Origin of the sequence: Myxococcus sp. AM011 (assembly GCF_013372595.1) — a bacterium.
Taxonomy (GTDB): Bacteria; Myxococcota; Myxococcia; order Myxococcales; family Myxococcaceae; genus Myxococcus; species Myxococcus eversor.
Map to the genome: position 1 here is coordinate 1 of NZ_JABXEM010000015.1, position 19279 is coordinate 19279.

Annotated in this window: 16 protein-coding genes; 12 read left to right on the plus strand and 4 right to left on the minus strand. The window is 68.5% G+C overall.

Translation table 11 applies throughout. The annotated features are described in order from the left end of the window. The 3 genes from HUW62_RS05095 to HUW62_RS05105 all read left to right on the plus strand — a co-directional run. Positions 1 to 446 (plus strand): YbhB/YbcL family Raf kinase inhibitor-like protein (locus HUW62_RS05095; RefSeq protein WP_176433734.1); only part of this gene is annotated, 446 nt, incomplete at its 5' end. Positions 447 to 693: 247 nt separating this feature from the next. Next, positions 694 to 3333, plus strand: coding sequence for an ATP-binding protein (locus HUW62_RS05100; protein ID WP_368670337.1), 2640 nt, complete (start codon positions 694 to 696; stop codon positions 3331 to 3333). A 31-nt stretch (positions 3334 to 3364) separates the two neighbouring features. Then, positions 3365 to 4213: a hypothetical protein gene (locus tag HUW62_RS05105; RefSeq protein WP_176433735.1), complete on the plus strand. Its 849-nt coding sequence runs from the start codon at positions 3365 to 3367 to the stop codon at positions 4211 to 4213. Position 4214: 1 nt separating this feature from the next. Here HUW62_RS05105 and HUW62_RS05110 read toward each other — a convergent pair whose 3' ends face one another. Continuing rightward, positions 4215 to 6269 carry a serine/threonine protein kinase gene (locus tag HUW62_RS05110; protein ID WP_176433736.1) on the minus strand — a complete coding sequence of 685 codons (2055 nt, stop codon included), beginning with the start codon at positions 6267 to 6269 and terminating at the stop codon, positions 4215 to 4217. Next, on the minus strand, positions 6253 to 7548 hold the full coding sequence (gene hemL / locus HUW62_RS05115) for a glutamate-1-semialdehyde 2,1-aminomutase (RefSeq protein WP_163863750.1): 1296 nt from the start codon (positions 7546 to 7548) through the stop codon (positions 6253 to 6255). The genes HUW62_RS05110 and hemL overlap by 17 nt, the downstream gene beginning before the upstream one ends. Before the next feature lie 239 nt (positions 7549 to 7787). Between hemL and rraA the strand changes: the two genes are divergently transcribed. The 8 genes from rraA to HUW62_RS05155 all read left to right on the plus strand — a co-directional run bounded on the left by rraA (position 7788) and on the right by HUW62_RS05155 (position 16208). After that, entirely contained in the window at positions 7788 to 8273 is a 486-nt protein-coding gene (gene rraA, locus HUW62_RS05120; protein WP_176433737.1) for a ribonuclease E activity regulator RraA, read from the plus strand. A gap of 286 nt (positions 8274 to 8559) precedes the next feature. Further along, positions 8560 to 9858 (plus strand): ABC transporter substrate-binding protein, encoded by a 1299-nt coding sequence (locus HUW62_RS05125; protein WP_163863752.1) that lies wholly within the window; start codon positions 8560 to 8562, stop codon positions 9856 to 9858. Continuing rightward, positions 9845 to 10651, plus strand: a complete 807-nt coding sequence (locus HUW62_RS05130) for an ABC transporter ATP-binding protein (protein ID WP_176433738.1) — start codon at positions 9845 to 9847, stop codon at positions 10649 to 10651. The genes HUW62_RS05125 and HUW62_RS05130 overlap by 14 nt, the downstream gene beginning before the upstream one ends. Positions 10652 to 10661: 10 nt before the next feature. Then, on the plus strand, positions 10662 to 11432 hold the full coding sequence (locus HUW62_RS05135) for an ABC transporter ATP-binding protein (RefSeq protein WP_176433739.1): 771 nt from the start codon (positions 10662 to 10664) through the stop codon (positions 11430 to 11432). Further along, positions 11429 to 13249 carry a long-chain fatty acid--CoA ligase gene (locus HUW62_RS05140; protein WP_176433740.1) on the plus strand — a complete coding sequence of 607 codons (1821 nt, stop codon included), beginning with the start codon at positions 11429 to 11431 and terminating at the stop codon, positions 13247 to 13249. Before HUW62_RS05135 ends, HUW62_RS05140 begins: the two co-directional genes overlap by 4 nt. Then, a complete protein-coding gene (locus HUW62_RS05145) occupies positions 13246 to 14139 on the plus strand; it encodes a branched-chain amino acid ABC transporter permease (RefSeq protein ID WP_176433741.1) in 894 nt (297 codons plus the stop codon). The genes HUW62_RS05140 and HUW62_RS05145 overlap by 4 nt, the downstream gene beginning before the upstream one ends. Before the next feature lie 20 nt (positions 14140 to 14159). Next, positions 14160 to 15248 carry a branched-chain amino acid ABC transporter permease gene (locus HUW62_RS05150; protein WP_176433742.1) on the plus strand — a complete coding sequence of 363 codons (1089 nt, stop codon included), beginning with the start codon at positions 14160 to 14162 and terminating at the stop codon, positions 15246 to 15248. Positions 15249 to 15290: 42 nt separating this feature from the next. Then, on the plus strand, positions 15291 to 16208 hold the full coding sequence (locus tag HUW62_RS05155) for a transporter (RefSeq protein WP_163863758.1): 918 nt from the start codon (positions 15291 to 15293) through the stop codon (positions 16206 to 16208). Between the two features lie 64 nt (positions 16209 to 16272). Here the strand turns inward: HUW62_RS05155 and HUW62_RS05160 are convergent, their stop codons facing one another. Then, positions 16273 to 17037, minus strand: a complete 765-nt coding sequence (locus HUW62_RS05160; RefSeq protein WP_163863759.1) for an SDR family oxidoreductase — start codon at positions 17035 to 17037, stop codon at positions 16273 to 16275. Between the two features lie 134 nt (positions 17038 to 17171). Here HUW62_RS05160 and HUW62_RS05165 point away from each other — a divergent pair, with 134 nt between their 5' ends. Continuing rightward, the gene (locus tag HUW62_RS05165; protein ID WP_163863760.1) at positions 17172 to 18080 is read left to right on the plus strand and encodes a LysR family transcriptional regulator; all 909 of its coding nucleotides are present in this window, start codon (positions 17172 to 17174) and stop codon (positions 18078 to 18080) included. 59 nt (positions 18081 to 18139) lie between these two features. Here the strand turns inward: HUW62_RS05165 and HUW62_RS05170 are convergent, their stop codons facing one another. Next, on the minus strand, positions 18140 to 19234 hold the full coding sequence (locus HUW62_RS05170; RefSeq protein ID WP_163863761.1) for a Zn-dependent alcohol dehydrogenase: 1095 nt from the start codon (positions 19232 to 19234) through the stop codon (positions 18140 to 18142). Positions 19235 to 19279: the final 45 nt, after the last annotated feature.

Below are 19279 nucleotides of genomic sequence, written 5' to 3' on the forward strand. Positions count from 1 at the left end.
AGGGCGAGGACATCGCCCCACCCCTGCACTGGGAGAACCCGCCCGCTGGGACGAAGAGCCTGGCGCTCATCGTCGAGGACCCGGACGCCCCGGACCCCCAGCGCCCGAAGCGCATCTTCTGCCACCAGGTCCTCTACAACATCCCCCCGGGCGCCCAGGGGCTGCCGGAGGGAGCCCGGGTGGACGGGTTGCCCCCGGGGACGCGGGTGGGGCTCAACGACTTCGGCCACCAGTCGTACGGGGGCCCCATGCCTCCCATCGGCCGGCACCGGTACTTCTTCCGGCTGTACGCGCTCGACGTGGTGCTGCCGAACCTGGGCCGGCCCACCCGGACGGATTTGCTGAAGGCCATGGACGGCCACATCCTGGGCCAGGCGGACCTCATCGGCCTGTACGAGAAAATCCACCACCGGGCCTCCGAGGAGAAACCCAACGCGTCGGCCTGAGACGGCATGCTCGCCAGCCCTGCTGACGAGCGCATGGCCTGACATGTGGGCGGAGCCCGGGGTTTCGGGCCCGCCCGCATCATTTCCTGTCATCGCCCGCATCCAGTGAAGCACCTCAACCCTGACACGGGCGTGTCGCGATGTAAGGGAAACCCGCGAGTCGTTGGCGGCGTCTGTGGTCTGGTCATCGAAGTGTCGGGGCATCCACTTCTCCACCCTTGCATGCGGTGAAAGAGTCACGGATGCCGTGACACCATCCATCCGAGGCGGAGCCCCCTATGGCTCCTTCGACGAAATGTCCGTAGGCGTTTGCGTCATCCGCGAGCGCCGCTTCGTGTATGTGAATGAGGCGCTGGGCCTCCTGGTGGGGCACCCGCGCGAGTCCATCGTCGGTCGACCGGCGACGCTCCTCCTGACGGAGTCGAGCGTGACGGAGGTGATGGAGCAGCAGTCGCGCCGACTGCGCGGGGAGTCGGTGTCCAGCACCTACGAGGCGGCGCTCCTCACCACGACGGGAGAACGACAGGTGGAGATGACCATCATTCCCAGCGGGCCTGACTGGGTCGCGCTGGTGCGCGACGTCACGTCCCGGGGTTTGAGGCGCAGCGTGCTCCAGCGGCTGGCGGAGCTGGGCGCGGGGCTGCCCGCCCTTCGCACCGAGGGCGAGGTGCTGCGGCGGGTGTTCTCCGGGCTCGAGGAGCTGGGGCTGGCCTTCGCGTGGCTGTCTCCGGAGGGCGAGGGCGTGCGGCTGGGACAGACCTTCGTCCCTGCGGCGTTGGTGCCCGCGGACGCGCGGATGATGAGCGGACGGTGGGTGCGGGACGTGGTGGGCCGCTGGCCGTCGCCGCTGTTCCGCGCGTGGAAGGAGGGCTCGGCCTACTCGAATGACTTGTCGATGGAGGTGGCTCAGTTCCTCGATGGTGCCCTGGCGGATGAGGCTCGGAGCACGCTGACCCGGGCCGGGGCGGCGCACACCATCGCCGTGCGCATCGACGTGGAGAGTCGTCCCCGCGCGATGCTGGCGCTGGCGGGGGAGTGGCTGCGCGAGGAGGAGCTGGCGCCGGTGCGGCTGTTCGGCGCACAGGTGTCCGCGGCGCTCGACGCGGCGCTCACCATCTCCCGACTGTCCGCGCAGAACACGGCGCTGGCGGCGCTCAACCGGCTGGCCTCGGAGGCGGCGTCCGCGCCCCATCCGCGCGCCTTCTTCGGGCCGGGCACGGAGGAAATCGTCGGACTGGTGGCCTGCGACGCGGTGACCATCCTGCTGCCTCAAGAGAGCCAGATGGAGCTGGCGTACGCGCGCGGCATGGACCTGGAAGACGCGGACGCGGACCGGTTCGCGCGGTTGTGGCTGGCGGGCGGGCTGTGCAACCAGGCCCAGCAAGAGGGCGCGCCGCTGGTGGTGGCGGTGGACGACTGCTCGGACGGGCTGCGCGAGGACTTGCGACAGCGCGGCTTCCAGACGCTGGTCATCATCCCCCTGCGCGTGCGCTCCCGAGGCGTGGGCACGCTCAGCATCCTCTTCCGCGAGTCCCGGAACCTGACTCCCCTGGAGCTGGAGACCTTGCAGGCGATGGGCACCCACTTCGCGGCGGCCATCGAGACACATCGGCTGTTGCAGGAGCTGCGCGGACGCGCCGAGGACATGGCGCTCTTGCACGAGGTGGCCCGGGCCCTGGCCACCACGCTGGAGCTGGACAAGCTGCTGGCCACGGGTGTCACCAGCCTGGCTCGCATCATCGACATACCGGATGCGTATGTCCTGATGCCGAACTCCACGGGTGAGTGGCTGGAGGTGCGCGCGGTGAGTGGCAGCCACCCGGAGCTGCTCGGGCGCTGCCTGCCCGCGGGCGCGCCGGATGCGTCCGCCACCGGGCTGGCGTACCTGACGCGCGACCTGGTGATGGTGGAGGACGCCATCACCGACGTCCGGGTGGACCAGGAGCTGAGAGAGAGCTCCTCCGCGCAGGCGTTCCTCGTGCTGCCTCTGGTGGTGAGGGACAGGCCCGTGGGCGTCATGGTGGCCTCCGAGACTCGCCGTCCCCGACGCTTCTCCCCCGCTGAAGTCGAGCGGGCGAGCGCCATCGCCAACCAGCTCGCGCTGGCGCTGGAGGGCGCGCGGTTGGTGGAGGACTTGAAGGACAGCTACGTGGAGCTGGCGCGGACGCAGGAGCAGCTCGTGCGGCGCGAGCGCCTGGCGGCCCTGGGTGAGCTGTCCGCCGTGGTGGCCCACGAGGTGCGAAACCCCCTGGGCGCCATCTTCAACTCGGTGGCCTCCATCCGCAGAATCATCGGCCCGGGCAGTCCCGCCGAACCGCTGGTGGATATCGTCGCGGAGGAGGCGGACCGCCTCAACCGCATCGTCGCGGACCTGCTCACCTTCGCGCGGCCTCCCGCGCCCCATCCTCATCCGGTGCCCCTGGCGCCGCTGGTGGAGGATGCGGTGCGCGGGGCGCTCGCGGAGTCACCCGGCGCGGTCCGCGTGGAGCTGGATTTGGAGGAGGACGTCCCGCCCGTGACGGTGGACGAGCGGATGATGCGGCAGGCGTTCCTCAACCTGGCCATCAACGCGATGCAGGCCATGCCGCAGGGAGGACGGCTGCGGGCCGCGGTGCGCCGCGCCGCGGGTGCGCCCGAGGTCATGGTGGAGTTCAGCGACACCGGCCCCGGCATCACCGCCGAGGTGCGCGCCCGCATCTTCGAGCCCTTCTTCACCACCAAGGCCAAGGGCACCGGCCTGGGACTCGCCGTGGTGAAACGCATCATCGAATCCCATCAGGGACACCTCACGCTCGACTCGCAGCCGGGCACCGGCACGTGCTTCCGCCTCTATCTGCCGTTGAATTCGCCCGCCTCCACGCGCCCCCCACTGCTCGCCGTTCCGTGAGCCGTCCCCATCCTCGACAGGAGAACCCTTGGTGCCACGCCACGCCTGCGTCCTCGCCGTGCTGCTCTGTCTTGGAAGTCTTCCTGCTCACGCGTGGTGGGAGCGCAAGCCGCGCACGTCCTTGCGGCTGACGGGAGAGTTGGGGTTCCTCGACGTGTTGTCCCACAGCCTGCGGCAGGGCCGGGACGGCACCCTCTTCCGGTACACGGAGGACGGCGGACAGGACAACCTCTACACCTTCTACCGGGTGTCGGCGGAGCTGACGCTGGGAGGACGCCACACGGTGGGCTTCCTCTTCCAGCCGCTGCAGCTCGACACCCAGGTGGTCCTGCGGCGCGACGTGCGCATCGACGCGCTCACCTTCCCGTCCGGTACGCCGCTGGACGTGCGTTACGGCTTCCCGTTCTACCGGGCCAGCTACCTGTATGACCTGCTCGGCGCCGAGAAGCACGAGCTGTCCGTGGGTGTTTCATTGCAACTTCGCGACGCGAACTTCGTCTTCACTTCGGCGGATGGAACCCTGCGTCGGGCCACTCGCGACGTGGGGCCCGTGCCGCTGCTCAAGGTGCGCGGGAAGTGGGGACTGGGTGAGCGTTGGTGGTTGGGATTCGAGGCGGATGGGAGCTATGCGCCCACGGCCATCATCAACGGGGATGACAACTCCGACACCACGGGCGCGCTGCTGGATGCGTCCCTGCGCGGTGGGCTTCGAATCACCCAACAGGTGGAGGCCTTCCTCAACCTGCGCTACCTGGGCGGCGGGGCGCGCGGGGTGTCGGACGACAATGATGACGAGTTCGGAGACGGCTTCACCAGCAATTGGATCAGCACCGCCACGGTGAGCCTGGGCTTCAGCTACCAGCTCATCGTCGACGGCTGAGTCAGCGCCACATCGTGAACCAGGCCACGAGGAGCCCCAGCAGGGACGCTCCCGTGAACAGCGCGACGGCGAGCCAGACGCGAGGGCCCTGGAGCCATCTCCCAGAGGAGACCTCGGGCTCCACGATGGAGGCCTCGCCTTCACCGGTGATGGCTCGCACCAGCTCTCGCCGACGGGCCTCCAGAGCCTCCGTCGCCACCGTCTGCGAGATGTCGATACCGAAGCCCACCTGCGTCTCACGGGGTGCGCGCCGCGGCGTGCGACTCGCCATGGCGGGCGTCACCGTGTCCTCGGCGCCTGGCTGGAACAGGGGCTCGCGGTTGCCGCTGGCTCGCATGGAGGCCGCCTGCTCGATGGCCACGAGGACCTTCGCCGCATCCAGCGCCTCGGTCGCTTCGACGGGAGGTGCTGCCTTCTGGGCGCGCGTCGCGGTGCCACCACGGGTGCCAGACTCCGTGAGATAGGCTCCGTATTGTGCTGTCTTCGAGGCGATGTCCTCCACGCCGAGGGGCATCGTCGCCGACGGGTCGTCGACACCGGCACGCGGGAGGTCCACGGTTGGAGGCACGCCCACCGCGGTGGGTTCGTCCTCGTCGGAGCTTCCCCAACTGCCCGCGCGAGTCGGCTCATCGTCACCAGGGCCCTGACCGCCCGCTACATGCGTTGGCTCGTCCTCACCAGGGCCGCGCCTGGCAGCGACATGCGTCGGTTCATCCTCGCCAGGGCCTCGACCACCAGCGACATGCGTCGGCTCATCCTCGCCAGGGCCTCGACCACCAGCGACATGCGTCGGCTCATCCTCGCCAGGGCCTCGCGCGCCAGCCACATGCGTCGGCTCATCGTCCCCCGGGCCGCTTCCACGACCCGCACGCGTCGGCACATCCTCATCCAGGCCGCGTCCACCACCCGCGCGCGTCGGCTCATCGTCCGTCGCTGGGCGCGGGCCGACCTGGGCGCGCTCGGACGGGACGAAGTCATCCGGCGTGTAGATGGCATTGTGCTCGAACGCGAGCGCCGTCGGCGGCGTGAGCGTGGCGACGAGCTCCGGCTCGGTGTGCGTGCGCTTCGCCTCCTCGCGCAACAACTCCTCGAGCAGCGTCTCCTCCGCCTTCTTCTCGCGAGGGAAGACGATGGCGAGCAACCGCGCCAGCTCCGCGTCCCCCACTCCCGGCGCGAGCTTCGCCTTCAATCGCGCCAGCTCCGCGCCCATCGCCGCCGCGTCAGGAAAGCGATTCGCCGGCTCCGCCGTCAGCGCCCGCATCAGGAACGCATCCACGCTCGACGGCAGCCCCTGCCGATGCTTCCCCGCGTTCTCCCACGTCGGATACGCCGCGCGCCGCCACCGCTCCACCGGGTCTCCCCGCTGCGACAGCGGCTTCCATGCACACAGCTCCCACAGCAACACGCCCACCGCGTACACGTCCGCGCGCCGGTCCACGAAGCGCTTGCGCGCCTGCTCCGGCGACATGTACGTCAGATTCCCAATCACCACCCGGGGCGCCGTCTGCTGCTCCTTCAGCGTGGACTGCGCCGCGCCGAAGTCGATGATCTTCACCTCGCCGTCGTAACTGATACACACATTCGCCGGTGACAAATCCCGGTGCACCAGATGCAACGCGTGCCCTTCTTCATCCGTGGCATCGTGCGCATAGGCCAATCCCTCACACAGCCGCTCGCCCAGATGAAGAATGATGCCCAAGGGCATCATCCGCCCCAGTTGTCGCAGGCGATACGAGAGCCGGCTCAGCGTCTTGCCGCGCACGTACTCCATGGAGAGATAGAGCTGCCCCTCCACCTCGCCCATCGCATACACGCGGGCGATGTTCGGATGCGTCAGCCGCACCACCACCCGGGCCTCGTCCCGGAAGCGCCCGACGAACTGCGGGCTCTCCATGAGCTGGGGGAGGACCTTCTTCACCACACACGCGCGACGCGGAGCCTCCTCACGCGCGAGGAAGACCTCCCCCATCCCCCCGGCGCCAATGCGGCGCACCAGGGTATAGGGACCGAAGCGGACGGGCCCCTCCAGGGGCGCCGGCTCAACCGGTCTGGCCAAGCGAGGCGAAGGCCTTTCTCGCCGCCCCAAGCACGTGCGCCACCTCCGCCTCGCCCATCGCCAGCGAGACGAAGGCCGCTTCGTACTGGCTCGGCGGCAGGTACACGCCCGCGTCCAACATGGCGTGGAAGAAACGTCCGAAGCGCCCCGTGTCCGACGTCTTCGCGCTCGTGTAGTCGAACACCGGCTCGGCAGTGAAGAACACCGTCAGCATGCTGCCCACGCGGTTGACGGTGACGGGCACACCCGCGGCCTTCGCCTCCGCGATGAAGCCCTCCTCCAGCATGCGGCTCACCTGCTCCAGCCGCGAGTACGTGCCCGGCGCCGCCAGCGCCTTGAGACACGCCAGCCCCGCCGCCACCGCCACCGGGTTCCCCGACAGCGTGCCGGACTGGTACACCGGCCCGGCGGGCGCCACCTTCCGCATGATGTCCGCGCGACCGCCATAGGCACCCAGCGGCATGCCGCCGCCAATCACCTTGGCCATCGTCGTCAGGTCCGGCTTCAGCCCGTACAGCTCCTGCGCTCCACCGCGCGCCAGCCGGAAGCCCGTCATCACCTCGTCCAGCACCAGCAGCACGCCGTGCTTCTGGCAGAGCGCCTGGAGTCCTTCCAAGTAGCCGGGCCTGGGCACCAGCACACCCATGTTGCCCACCACCGGCTCGATGATGGCGCAGGCGATGTCCTTCCCCTTCTCCGCGAAGATGCGCTCCACCGCCGCCAGGTCGTTGAAGGGCGCGGTGAGCGTGAGCTTCGCCAGCGCGGCCGGCACGCCCGGCGAGTCCGGCAGGCCCAGCGTCTCCACCCCGCTGCCCGCCTTCACCAGGAACGGGTCCCCCGCGCCGTGGAAGCAGCCCTCGAACTTGAGGATGTGCTCGCGACCGGTGAAGCCACGGGCCACGCGGATGGCGGCCACCGTGGCCTCGGTGCCGCTGGAGACGAGCCGCACCATCTCCACCGCCGGCATCGTCCCGCAGATGAGCTCCGCGAACTCCACCTCGCCCGCATGGGGCGCGCCATAGGACGAGCCGCGCCGGGCCGCGTCGATGATGGCCTCCACGATGGGCGGGTAGGCATGGCCAAGGATGAGCGGCCCCCAGCTCCCCACCAGGTCGACGTAGCGGTTGCCATCCACGTCGGTGAGCCAGGCGCCGGAGCCCTCACGGAAGAAGACAGGGTCCCCGCCGACGCCGCGGAAGGCGCGCACCGGAGAGTTCACTCCACCCGGGATGCGCGCCTGCGCGCGGGCGAACAGGGCCTGACTGTGAGCGTGATTCATGTCGCGTTCCATAGCACGCGCGGCCACGTCTCCCGCCGCTCCTCTCGCCTGCCCCCATGCTCGCCGCTTCTCCGTCCTGTCGAGTGCCGGTTATGGACACGTCGCGTTGAGACGTCGGCAACGTATCCCTGGAAAATCACAGCAGGACCCACATCTGGATGGGGCCGGGGCATCAAGGACCTGGACGGCGCGGTGATACAGCGATGTGACGGTGGACCCGAGGACCGGAGGAGACACTCATGGACTTCAAGACGGCGGACCTGTGTGACACCCACTCGGGCACGGCCCACTTCCAGGTCGCCGAGCCCGGCTTCATCGACTACGGCGGGCGGACCACGTTCTCCGGCCTCATCAGCACCGTGCGCGCGCCGGAGGACAACTCGCTCGTCCGCAAGGCCCTGGAGGAGCCCGGCTCGGGGCGCGTCCTCGTGGTGGATGGGGGTGGCAGCCGCCGCTGCGCGCTCGTGGGCGACCAGCTCGCGCTGCTCGCGCAGCAGAACGGCTGGGCGGGCATCATCGTGAATGGCTGCATCCGCGACTCGGAGGAAGTGGGCCGCACGGCCATCGGCGTGAAGGCCCTGGGCACGCACCCGCTCAAGAGCTCCAAGCGCAATGAAGGCCAGCGCGACGCGGAGGTGCGCTTCTCGGGCGTCATCTTCAAGCCGGGTCACCGCCTCTACGCGGACGCGGATGGCATCGTCACCTCGGAGTCCGCGCTGGATTGAAGTCCGCGGGCGGCGCCATCACCGCCGAAAAATTCCGTTCCAGAGAGGCTTGCGGGCATCCCCTGCTACGGGGTCCCCGCATCCCTGAAAGTGCTTCGCGGGCGCCGCGTGTCCCTGGCGCAATGTGTCATCACCCGAAACATTTTCGCCGTGCGAAACACAATCAAGACAACCCATCAGGGCATTCCGCCCTGCGAAATACAGCCATCGAATTACCGGTGACTGTCTTTCCTCTTCCAGGAGAGTGTGGCTACTGTGCCGTCACGATTCTGACGGGGAGAGTGCGATGCAACGACTCGTGGTCGGACTCCTGGCGACAGCTTTCTGTTTGATGGCTTGCAAGAAGGAAGAGGCTTCGACACCACCGTCGGAGGGCGCGCAGGCGCTTCCCGTGGCGGCACCAGACATCAAGACAGACAAGGGCGTCGACCTGGAGAAGAAGGTCGTCTACATCGGCGCGCTCAACGACGAGAGCGGCCCTGGCGCCGCCATCGGCAAGCCCTTCGCCGCGGGGAAGCGGCTGCTCGCGCAGCAGGTGAACGCGGGTGACTCGGGGCTGTTGCCGCCCGGCTGGCGCGTCGAGCTCATCGAGCGAGACCACGCCTACAACCCGCAGAACGCCGTACAGGCATACAGCGACATCCACGACCGCGTGCTGTTCCTGGGCACCAGCTTCGGCACGCCCAACACGCTGCCCTTGCGCGACAAGATGACGGCGGACAACCTGGTCGCCTTCCCCGCGTCGCAGTCCTCGGAGATGGCGCGGCACCAGTACACGCCGCCCATTGGCGCCTCCTACAAGATGGAGGCGATGCGGGCCATGGACTGGGCCGTGGAGCACGCGGGCGGCGCGGACAAGGTGAAGGCAGCCATCGTCGCGCAGGGTGACGACTACGGGAAGGACGGGCTGGACGGCTGGAGCGAGGCCGCGAAGCACCACGGCGTCACCATCGTCTCGCAGCAGAGCGTCGCGCCGGGACAGAAGGACTTCGCCGCCATCATCACCGCGCTCAAGCAGTCCGGCGCCAACTACGTGTTGCTCACGGTGCTGCCGAGCGCCTCGGGGCCCATCCTGGGCACGGCCGCGCAGCTCAAGTATCAGCCCACCTGGGTGGGCCAGACGCCCGCGTGGGTGGACCGCTTCTTCGACGCGAAGGTCATCCCCGCCGCCGTCTTCGCCCACTTCTACTGGGCCACGGGGCTCACCTTCTGGGGCGACGACGTGCCCGGCATGAAGGACTTCCTCGCGCTGGTGGAGAAGTACCCCAACACGCCGAAGGACTTCTACACGCTGTCCTCCTACGTCCAGGGCCGCGTGCAGATCGAGGCGCTCAAGGCCGCAATCGAAGCCAAGGACGTCACGCGGGCCGGCTACCTCAAGGCGCTCAAGGGCATCACCCGCACCACGGCGGGCGGCATGACGGCGGAGCCGGTGGACCTGTCCCGGTTCCCCTACGAGACGGCCGTCTCGGCGCGGGTGCTCAAGCCCGTGCTGGACCAGGGGAGCTGGAGTGTCGTCGCTGGCCTGGCGCCGCCGAAGGCGCTGGGGGCCTCCGCCGCGAAGGCCGCCGATGACAGCAAGTAGTCCCGCCCTGCTGCGCGTGCAGAACCTCCAGGTCGTCTACCACTCGGCGGTGCGAGCCCTCCGGGGCATCACCCTGGAGGTCCCCCACCAGGGCGTGGTGGCCCTCCTCGGCCCCAACGGCGCGGGGAAGTCCACCGCGCTGCGCGCCATCAGCGGCCTGCTGGACTTGCACGACGGCGCCATCACCCAGGGCAAGGTGGAGCTGTCCGGACAGAGCCTGCTGACCCTGCCCGCCGACGGGCGCGTGCACGCGGGCGTGGTGCAGGTGCTCGAAGGGCGGCGCATCCTCGGCGAGCTGTCGGTGGAGGAGAACCTGCTCGCGGGCGGCTTCGGCATGGGCGCCCAGGCCCGCAAGGAATTGGTCGAGTCCGCCTTCACGCGCTTCCCCGTGCTGCGCGAAAGGCGGCGACAGAAGGCCGGCTACCTCTCCGGTGGAGAGCAGCAGTTGCTGGCCATCTGCCGGGGGCTGATGCGACGGCCCAAGGTGCTGCTCCTGGACGAGCCCTTCCTGGGGTTGTCGCCCAAGGCAGTGGGCGAAGTGTCGGAGCTGATTCAGCGCATCAGCGCCGAGGGAGTCGCGGTGCTGCTGGTGGAGCAGAACGCGCGCGTCGCGCTGACGCTGGCCAGCCACGGCTACGTGCTGGAGACGGGCAAGGTGGTGCTGGACGGCCCCGCGGACAAGCTGCGCGAGGACCCCGACGTGCAGGAGTTCTACCTGGGCTTCGGACGCGAGGGGCAGCGCGGCTACCACGAGCTGAAGCGGTATCGGCGCAAGCGGCGCTGGCTTTCGTGAAGGGTGAGGAATGGCACTGCTGGAGCTCGACAACGTGGGCCTCTCCTTCTCCGGGCTGCGGGCCCTGGATGGCGTCTCGTTCGCCATCGAGGCGGGCGCGTTGCACGCCGTGATTGGCCCCAACGGCGCGGGCAAGAGCAGCCTCTTCAACTGCATCAGCGGCATCCATCGTCACATGGAGGGCCGCGTGAAGCTGGAAGGCCAGCCGCTCGCGGGCCTGGAGCCGCCTGAGATTGCCCGGCGCGGTGTGGCGCGGATGTTCCAGAACCTGGCCCTCTTCGAGCACCTCACGGTGCTGGAGAACCTGCTGCTCGGTCGTCACCCGAAATACAGGACGGGGCTGTTGAGGAACCTGTTCTGGACGCGAGGGGCGCGCGCGGAGGAGGTCCGTCACCGCGAGAAGGCCGAGGAGGTCATCGATTTCCTCAACCTGGAGCACTACCGGTGGATGCCCGTGTCGGTGCTGCCCTATGGCATCCGCAAGCGCGTGGAGCTGGGCCGCGCGCTGTGCATGGAGCCGAAGCTCCTCCTGCTCGATGAGCCCACGGCGGGACTCAATCAAGAAGAGACGGAGGACATGGCGAACCACCTGCTCGACATCCGTCACGAGCTGGGGGTGACGCAGGTGCTCATCGGTCACGAGCTGCGCTTCGTGATGGACCTGGCCACGCAGGTGACGGTGCTGGACCGGGGCCGGGTCATCGCGAACGGACCTCCCTCCTCTCTGCGCGAGGACAAGCACGTCCTGAGCGCCTACGTGGGCGGGACGGTGGCGGCATGAACGCAGCACTTCCCCTCAGCCTGCCGGGCCAGCTCTTCCTGCGCGCGGAGCAGCACCCCCACGCGGTCGCCATCCGCGAGAAGCGGCTGGGCATCTGGAATGAGCTGTCCTTCCAGGGCTACCTGGAGCGCGTCGGCCAGGCGGCGCGGATGCTGTGGGAGCTGGGTGTGCGCGCCGGAGACTCGGTGGCCATCCTCAGCGACAACCGGCCGGAGTGGCTGTTCGCGGACCTGGGCACCCAGGCGCTCGGCGCGCGCACCGTCGGCATCTACCAGACGAATCCGCCCGGAGACGTGGCGTACATCCTCAACGACGCCCGGTGTCGCGTCGTGCTCTGCGAGGACCAGGAGCAGTACGACAAGGTCGCCACCGTCGCCGCCGAGACGCCCTCCGTCGAGCACGTGCTCGTCATCGAGCCTCGTGGATTGCGCGGTGTGGAGGACTCCCGGTTGCGCACGTGGGAGCGCTTCCTGGAGGAAGGACGCGCCTTGCTGGAACGCGAGCCGGGCTGGCTCCGCGAGCAGCTCGCGCGGCGCACGCCCGACGAGGCGGCCATGGTCATCTACACGTCGGGGACCACGGGGGCGCCGAAGGGCGCGCTCGTCTCCAGCCGCAACATGCTGGAGGGCTCGGCGACCTTCACCGCGCAGTTGGGGCTGGGCCAGGACGACAGCGTCGTCTCGTACCTGCCGCTGTGTCACGTCGCGGAGAAGCTGTTCAGTCTGCTGTTGCCGCTCGTCGTCGGAGGGAAGGTCCACTTTGGCGAGGCGCTGGAGACGGTGCAGAGCGACGTGGCCGAGGTCTCCCCCACCGTGTTCCTGGGCGTGCCGCGCATCTGGGAGAAGATGCACGCGGCGGTGACGGTGAAGATGCGCGACGCCTCGTGGCTCAAGCGCACCCTCTTCGACACCTTCACCCGGTTGGGCTCGAAGATTCGCGAGCGCGAGCGCACCGGTCAGCGCCGCTGGTCGGACTCGCTCGTGTGGCGTATCGGAGACCTGCTCGTCTACCGGCCGCTCCAGGAGCGCCTGGGCCTGCGGCGCTGTCGCTTCCCCATCTCCGGCGCGGCGCCCATCTCTCCGGAGCTGCTCGCCTGGTACGACAGCATCGGCGTCCGCATCTACGAGGGCTATGGCCAGACGGAGAGCGCGGGCACCAGCCACCTCAACATCCCGGGCGCAACGCGGCTGGGCACCGTCGGGCGCACCGTGCCGGGCGTGGAGTGTCGGCTCGCGGAGGACGGCGAGGTGCTCGTGCGCGGGGCCAACGTGTTCCTCGGCTACCTCAACAAGCCGGAGGCCACCGCCGAGGTCCGTGATTCGGAGGGCTGGCTGCGCACCGGGGATTTGGGCGAGGTCGACGCGGACGGCTACCTGCGCATCACCGGCCGCAAGCGCGAAATCCTCATCACCTCCGGCGGAAAGAACCTGTCGCCCGAGCGCATCCAGAACGCGCTGAAGAACAGTCCGTACATCAAGGAGGCGGTGGCCATTGGCGACCGTCGAGCCTTCGTCACCGCGCTGGTGCAGGTGGACCCGGAGACGGTGGCGGACTGGGCGCTGCGCCGCAAGATTGCCTTCACCTCGTACACGGACCTCACGCTGCGGCCCGAGGTGCGCAAGCTCATCGACGAGGAAGTCGCACGCGCCAATGAAAGCCTCGCGCGAGTGGAGCAGGTGCGCGCCGTCCGGCTGCTCGCCCGCGAGATGACGCAGGACGCGGGCGAGGTGACGGCCTCCCTCAAGGTGCGCCGCAAGGCGGTGCTCGAGCTGCATTCAGCGCTGGTGGAAGAGATGTACGCGAGGACACGCGAATGACGCAGTTGCTCCAGCTCAGCATCTCGGGACTGGCGCTCGGGGCGAGCTACGCGCTCATCGCCCTGGGCTTCTCGGTCGTCTACCGAGCCTCCCGCCTCTTCAACTTCGCGCACGGCGAGCTGCTCAGCCTGGGCGCGTTCCTGATGACAGCGCTCGTCGAGGTGATGCCGTGGTGGCTGGCGCTCGCCGCCTCCGCGTGCCTCACCGGAGGACTGGCCGCGCTGCTGGAGCGCACCGTCCTGCGGCGCATGGTGGGACGGCCCGTCTTCACCACCATCATCCTGACGCTGTTCCTGGGCCTGCTCCTGCGCGCGGGCATCGTCATCGCCTTTGGCACCGACACGCGCGGCATGCCGACGCCGTGGGACACCATGGCCGAGGTGCAGGTGGGCGACTCCACGGTGCTCCTGTCCTCGCTCATCTCGCTGGGCGCGACGAGCCTGGTGCTCGTTGGAATGCATGCGCTGGTGCAGCGCACCCCGATGGGCGTGGCGATGCGAGCGGCCAGTGAGAATCAGGAAGTGGCCCTGGTGCTGGGCATCCCCGTGGGCCGGGTGCTCGCCTTCACGTGGTTCCTGGCGGGAGCGACGGCCGCGGTGGCCGGCATCTTCCTGGGGATGTTCCCGCGCTCGGTGGACTCCAACCTGGGCTACGTGGCGCTGCGCGCCTTCCCCGCCATCATCGTCGGAGGACTGGAGTCGGTGGTGGGCGCGGTGGTCGCAGCGTTCATGCTGGGGCTGCTGGAGGTGTGGTCCCAGGCGTATGTGAATCCGCACCTGGGCGCGTTCGGCCACAACTTCCACGCCGTCTTCCCCTACGCCGCGATGATTCTCTTCCTGGTCCTGCGTCCGCGCGGACTCTGGGGCGAGCACGAGGTGCGCCGCGTCTAGGCGCGCCGCGAGACCACATCATGCCAACCCGCCCCTTGGTGATTCGGTACGAGGACGACCTGAAGCTCTTTCCCGGCCTGTGGCAGAGGGCCGGCGTGGTGCTGACGTTGAGCATCGCCCTGGCGTACCCGTGGCTCGTGAGCACCCGGTGGCTCACGGTGGGCAACCTGGGCCTGGTGGCCATCGTCGGCGCCGCGTCGCTGATGGTGCTCACCGGCTTCGCGGGACAGGTGAGCCTGGGGCACGCGGCCTTCCTCGCGCTGGGCGCGTACACGGTGGCGGTGCTCGGCGCGAAGCACGGCTGGCCATTCTGGCTGGCGCTGCCGCTGGCGGGGGGCGTGTCGGCGCTGGTGGGCGTGGTCATCGGCGCCTTCGCGCTGCGGCTCAAGGGTTTGTATCTGGCCATCGTCACGTTGGGCCTCGTCTTCCTCACGCAGCACGTGCTGCTCGCGTACCCGGAGGTGACGAACGGGCTGAGCGGCACGGCGGTGCCCATGTACTGGTGGTTCCGCGACGACGCGGGCGTGGCGGCATCACTGAGCGAGACGTGGCTGGTGGGCGGGGTGGGCTTCACCTTCGAGCGGAAGCTGTACTTCGTCTTCGCGCTGCTGGCCGCGGGCACGGTGTGGCTGACGAAGAACCTCCAGCGCTCCGACAGTGGCAGGGCGATGATGGCGGTGAGGGACCAGGACCTCGCCGCGGAGGTGCTCGGGGTTGGCACGACGCAGGCGAAGCTCCAGGCGTTCGGCGTGTCTTCCTTCCTGGCGGGCATCGCCGGGGCGATGTTCGCGTTCCAGCAGCAATACATCACCGTCGAGCCGCCCTTCGACCTGAACCTCTCCATCCAATACATCGCGATGATTGTGTTGGGTGGGGTGGGCACGGTGTTCGGCGCCGTGAGTGGCGCGCTCGCTTTCACCTTCCTGAGTCCCCTGGCGGAGACGGTGGGTGGCGCGATTCCCCTGGTGAACCAGCTCACGTCCGCGCAGCAGTCGACGGTGTTGCTGTCGCTGGTGGTGGTGCTCGTGCTGGTGCTGGAGCCGCTGGGGCTGTTTGGCGTGTGGCTGCGGGTCCGCCGGTACTTCCAGGCGTGGCCGTTCCGTTACTGAGTCAATCCAAGTCGTCGACGTTCAATGAGGGAGGGAATCACCATGAAGCGCGTGCTGCTCACTGTCCTGTTCGTATCGTTGCTGTCGGCCACCGGTGCCCAGGCCCAGCAGGCGGACCTGCGTGACTACGAGGCCGGTTTCTTCGTGCCGCACCGGGGCATCATCTCCAACATGTACCTGCGTCACGTATCTGCCTCCGGCGAGCGTGACTTCTCACAACTCCAGGCGGCCTTCCGAGCCACCTACGTGCTCAAGTTCGGCGACCTCGTCGTGGTCCCGTTCGACGTGAGCCTCCCGGTGGTGGACGTGACGGTGTTCCAGGGCAACCCCGCGACGCCGTCCGCCCCGAAGACGGCGCTGCGCGCGTCGGGCGTGGGTGACGTCACGTACATTCCCACGATTGGATATGGGCTCGTGCAGAACGCCGAGGACAACACCCATACGTGGTTCGCCTTCACGCCCTACGTCACCGTGCCGGTGGGCCAGTACGACAGCAACAAGCTGGTGAACATCGGCGCGAACCGCTGGGTGGTGCGCCCGCAGTTGGTCGCGGGTCAGCGCTTCAAGAAGATCTTCACGGTGGAGGCGATGGCGAGCATGGCCTTCCAGGGCGACAACGACGAGTTCCTGGTGCCGAGCGCGGAGGGTGGCTCGAAGCTGGTGATGAGCCAGGCGCCGTCCTTCGGCGGCATCTTCCACTTCGGCATGGACCTGTCCTCCACGTTCTTCACCGGCGCGGGCTACATCGTCGAGGCGTCCGGCAAGCGCACGCTGGATACGCCCGCGGGTGAGTTGGAAATCGCGAAGCGCACCACGGTGCAGTCGCTGCGGCTGACGATGGGCATCCGGCTGGAGAAGGCGTCCACGCTGATGCTCCAGTTCCAGCCCGACGTCGCTGTCTCGGAGGGTGTGACGAAGAGCCAGTTCATCGGCGCGCGCTTCACGCACGTGTTCTTCTAGGCACTGAGTCCACGGGAGACGGCCTTGGGATTCGGGCCGTCTCCTCGTCGGTTGACGAGCATGCTCAGGTGCGGGTGATGGAGGCGCCGCCGTCCACCAGCGTCGCGGTGCCCGTCACGAAGGACGCGTCATCGGAGGCGAGGAACAGCGCCGCCTTCGCCAGCTCCTCGGGCGTGGCCACCCGCTTCAGGGCGTGCAGCCCGGTGATGAACGTCTTCGACTCCGGCGACGCGTTCACCGTCTGATACATCGCCGTGTCGACACCGCCCGGAAGCAGCGCGTTCACCCGGACGCCCTTCGAGCCGTACTCGGCGGCGAGCGCCTGGGTCAGCCCCACCAGTCCGGACTTGCTCGCGGAGTACGCCGCGGTGCCCGGGAAGGCGAAGCTGTAGCCGACGAACGTCGACGTGAAGATGATGGAGCCCGCGCCCTGCTTCACCATGGGCCCGAGCTGGTGCTTCGCGCCGAGGAAGGCCGCCGTCAGATTCACCGCCAGCGCGTCGCTGAAGCCCTTCTCGGAGATCTCGGTGCTCGGGCCGCTCTCGCCCATGACGCCCGCGTTGTTGAAGGCGATGTCCAACCGGTCGTAGCGCTGCACCGCGAGCGCCACCAGCGCGCGGGCGTACTCCTCGGAGCGGACATCCCCCGCCAGCGCGACGGCCTTTCCACCGGCCGCGACGATTTCGGCGACCAGTGTGTCCAACTCCTCCTTGCGGCGCGCGCCCACCACCACCTTCGCGCCCTCCGCCGCGAACAGCTTCGCCGCCGCCCGTCCGATGCCCGCGCTCGCTCCGGTGATGATGGCGACCTTCCCGTTCAACCGTTCCATGACTGGCTCTCCCGCGATTCGGCCGGCGAGGTGCCGGCGTCGATGAAAGAGAGATACGCCTCAGCTTTCCTGGGCGTAAGGGTTGGAAGCTGGTCTACTCATTCAGCTTTTATGAATAATGGGAGGTCGTACCCGTGGACCGTCTCCGTGCTTTTGAAGTCTTCGCCTCCGTCGTCCAGCGGGGAAGCTTCACCCAGGCAGCGGACGCGCTCGACACGTCGGCGGCCAACGTCACGCGCTATGTGCACGAGCTGGAGCGACACCTCGGCACACGCCTGCTCAACCGCACGTCACGTCGAGTGTCGCTGACGGAGAGCGGCAAGGCACTGTACGAGCGAGCACGCACCATCCTGGAGGAGGTGGCGGAGGCCGAGGCCCTGGCATCCGCGAGCACCGTCCAGGCACGGGGCCGCCTGCGCCTCAATGCGCCGCTGAGCTTCGGCATCCTGCATCTGGCGCCGTTGTGGCCGCGCTTCCTCGCGCGTCATCCGGAGGTCGAGCTGGACGTGTCGCTCTCCGACCGTGTCGTGGACCTGGTCGAGGAGGGCTATGACCTGGCCATCCGAATCTCGCGCGGTGGAGCGGGGAGCAACATCGGTCGGCGAATCTCCACTTCGCACAACCTGGTCTGCGCGTCGCCCGAGTACCTGGCCCAACACGGTGTGCCCAGGCAGTTGGACGACCTCTCCAAGCATGTCTGCGTCGCATACAGCAACTCGTCGATGGCCGAGGAGTGGCCGCTCACGGACTCCGAGGGCAGGACTCAGGTCGTGCACATGCGCAGTGTGATGCAGAGCAACAACGGCGACACCGTCCGAGCAGCCGCGCTCGCGGGCCGTGGACTGATATGGCAGCCCGGCTTCCTGATTGGCGAGGACCTGCGAGCGGGGCGACTGGTGCGCGTCCTGCCGGAGTATTCGCTGCCGGACATCGACATCCTCGCCATCTATCCCAGCCGGAGACACCTCTCCGCCAAGGTCCGGCTGATGATCGACTTCCTCGTCGAGCAGTTCCGAGGCACGCCACCCTGGGAGCGGACGTAAGCAGTGCTCCCAGGGCCGGACTGGCGAGTCGCGGACGACGCGAAGTAGAGGTCCGCGCGTCAGAAGAGGACGACGCCCCGGGCATTCACTCCGCTGTTCATGTCGGTGAAGGCCCGGTCGAGTTGGTCCAGCGTGTACGTCGTCGTCACCAGCTCATCCAGCTTGAGCTTCTTCTGCGTGTAGAGCTCCAGCAGCCGGGGCATGTCGCGGTGGATGTCCGCCGTCCCGAACCAGGAGCCGAGCAGCCGCTTCTCGAACAGGGGCAGCACAAAGACGTTCAGGCTGATCTGCTCCTTCACGCTACCCACGCCGACGACGACACACGTGCCAGCCTTGCGCGTGCACTGGTAGGCCTGCTCGATGGTCTCCTTGCGGCCCACCGCTTCGTACGCGTAGTCCGCGCCACGTCCCTTCGTCAGCTCGCGAATGGCGGCCACCGGGTCCGTCTCGCGCGCGTCGATGACATCCGTCGCGCCGAAGACCTTGGCGAACTCCAGCTTCCTCGGGTGGACGTCCACCGCGATGATGCGCTCCGCCCCGGCAATCACCGCGCCCTGGATGATGTTCAGCCCCACGCCGCCCGTGCCGAACACCACCACCGAGCCACCGGGCGGCATCTGCGCCGTGTTGAGCACCGCGCCCACGCCCGTCGTCACCGCGCAGCCAATCAGCGCGGCCTTGTCCAGCGGCGCGTCCTCCGGGAGCTTCACCGCCGCTCGCGCTGGCACCACCGCGTACTCCGCCAGCGCGCCGAGCGCGGAGAAGACATTCAGCTCCCGCGAGTCCTTGTGCAACCGCGAGCTGCCGTCCGGCATCCGGTTGCTCGCGTTGATGCGCTCGCCCAGCTCACACAGGTTCGGACGTTGGATTCGACAGAAGTAACACTCGCCACATTGGGCGACCCACGAGAGGACGACCTTGTCGCCCTTCTTCACGTGCGTGACGTCCTCGCCTACTTCCTCGACGATGCCCGCGCCCTCGTGTCCCAGCACACAGGGGAGCTTCATCTTCACGGTGCCGTTCACCACGGACAGGTCCGTGTGACAGACACCACAGGCGACCATGCGGACGAGCAGCTCGCGCGCCTTGGGCGGCTCGAAGCTCACGTCGGTGATGGTCAGCACGTCCTTCTCGAAACACACGGCGGCCTTCATGGGGGCTCCTGATTCGGAGGGGAACAGCGAGAGGGGGGACGACAG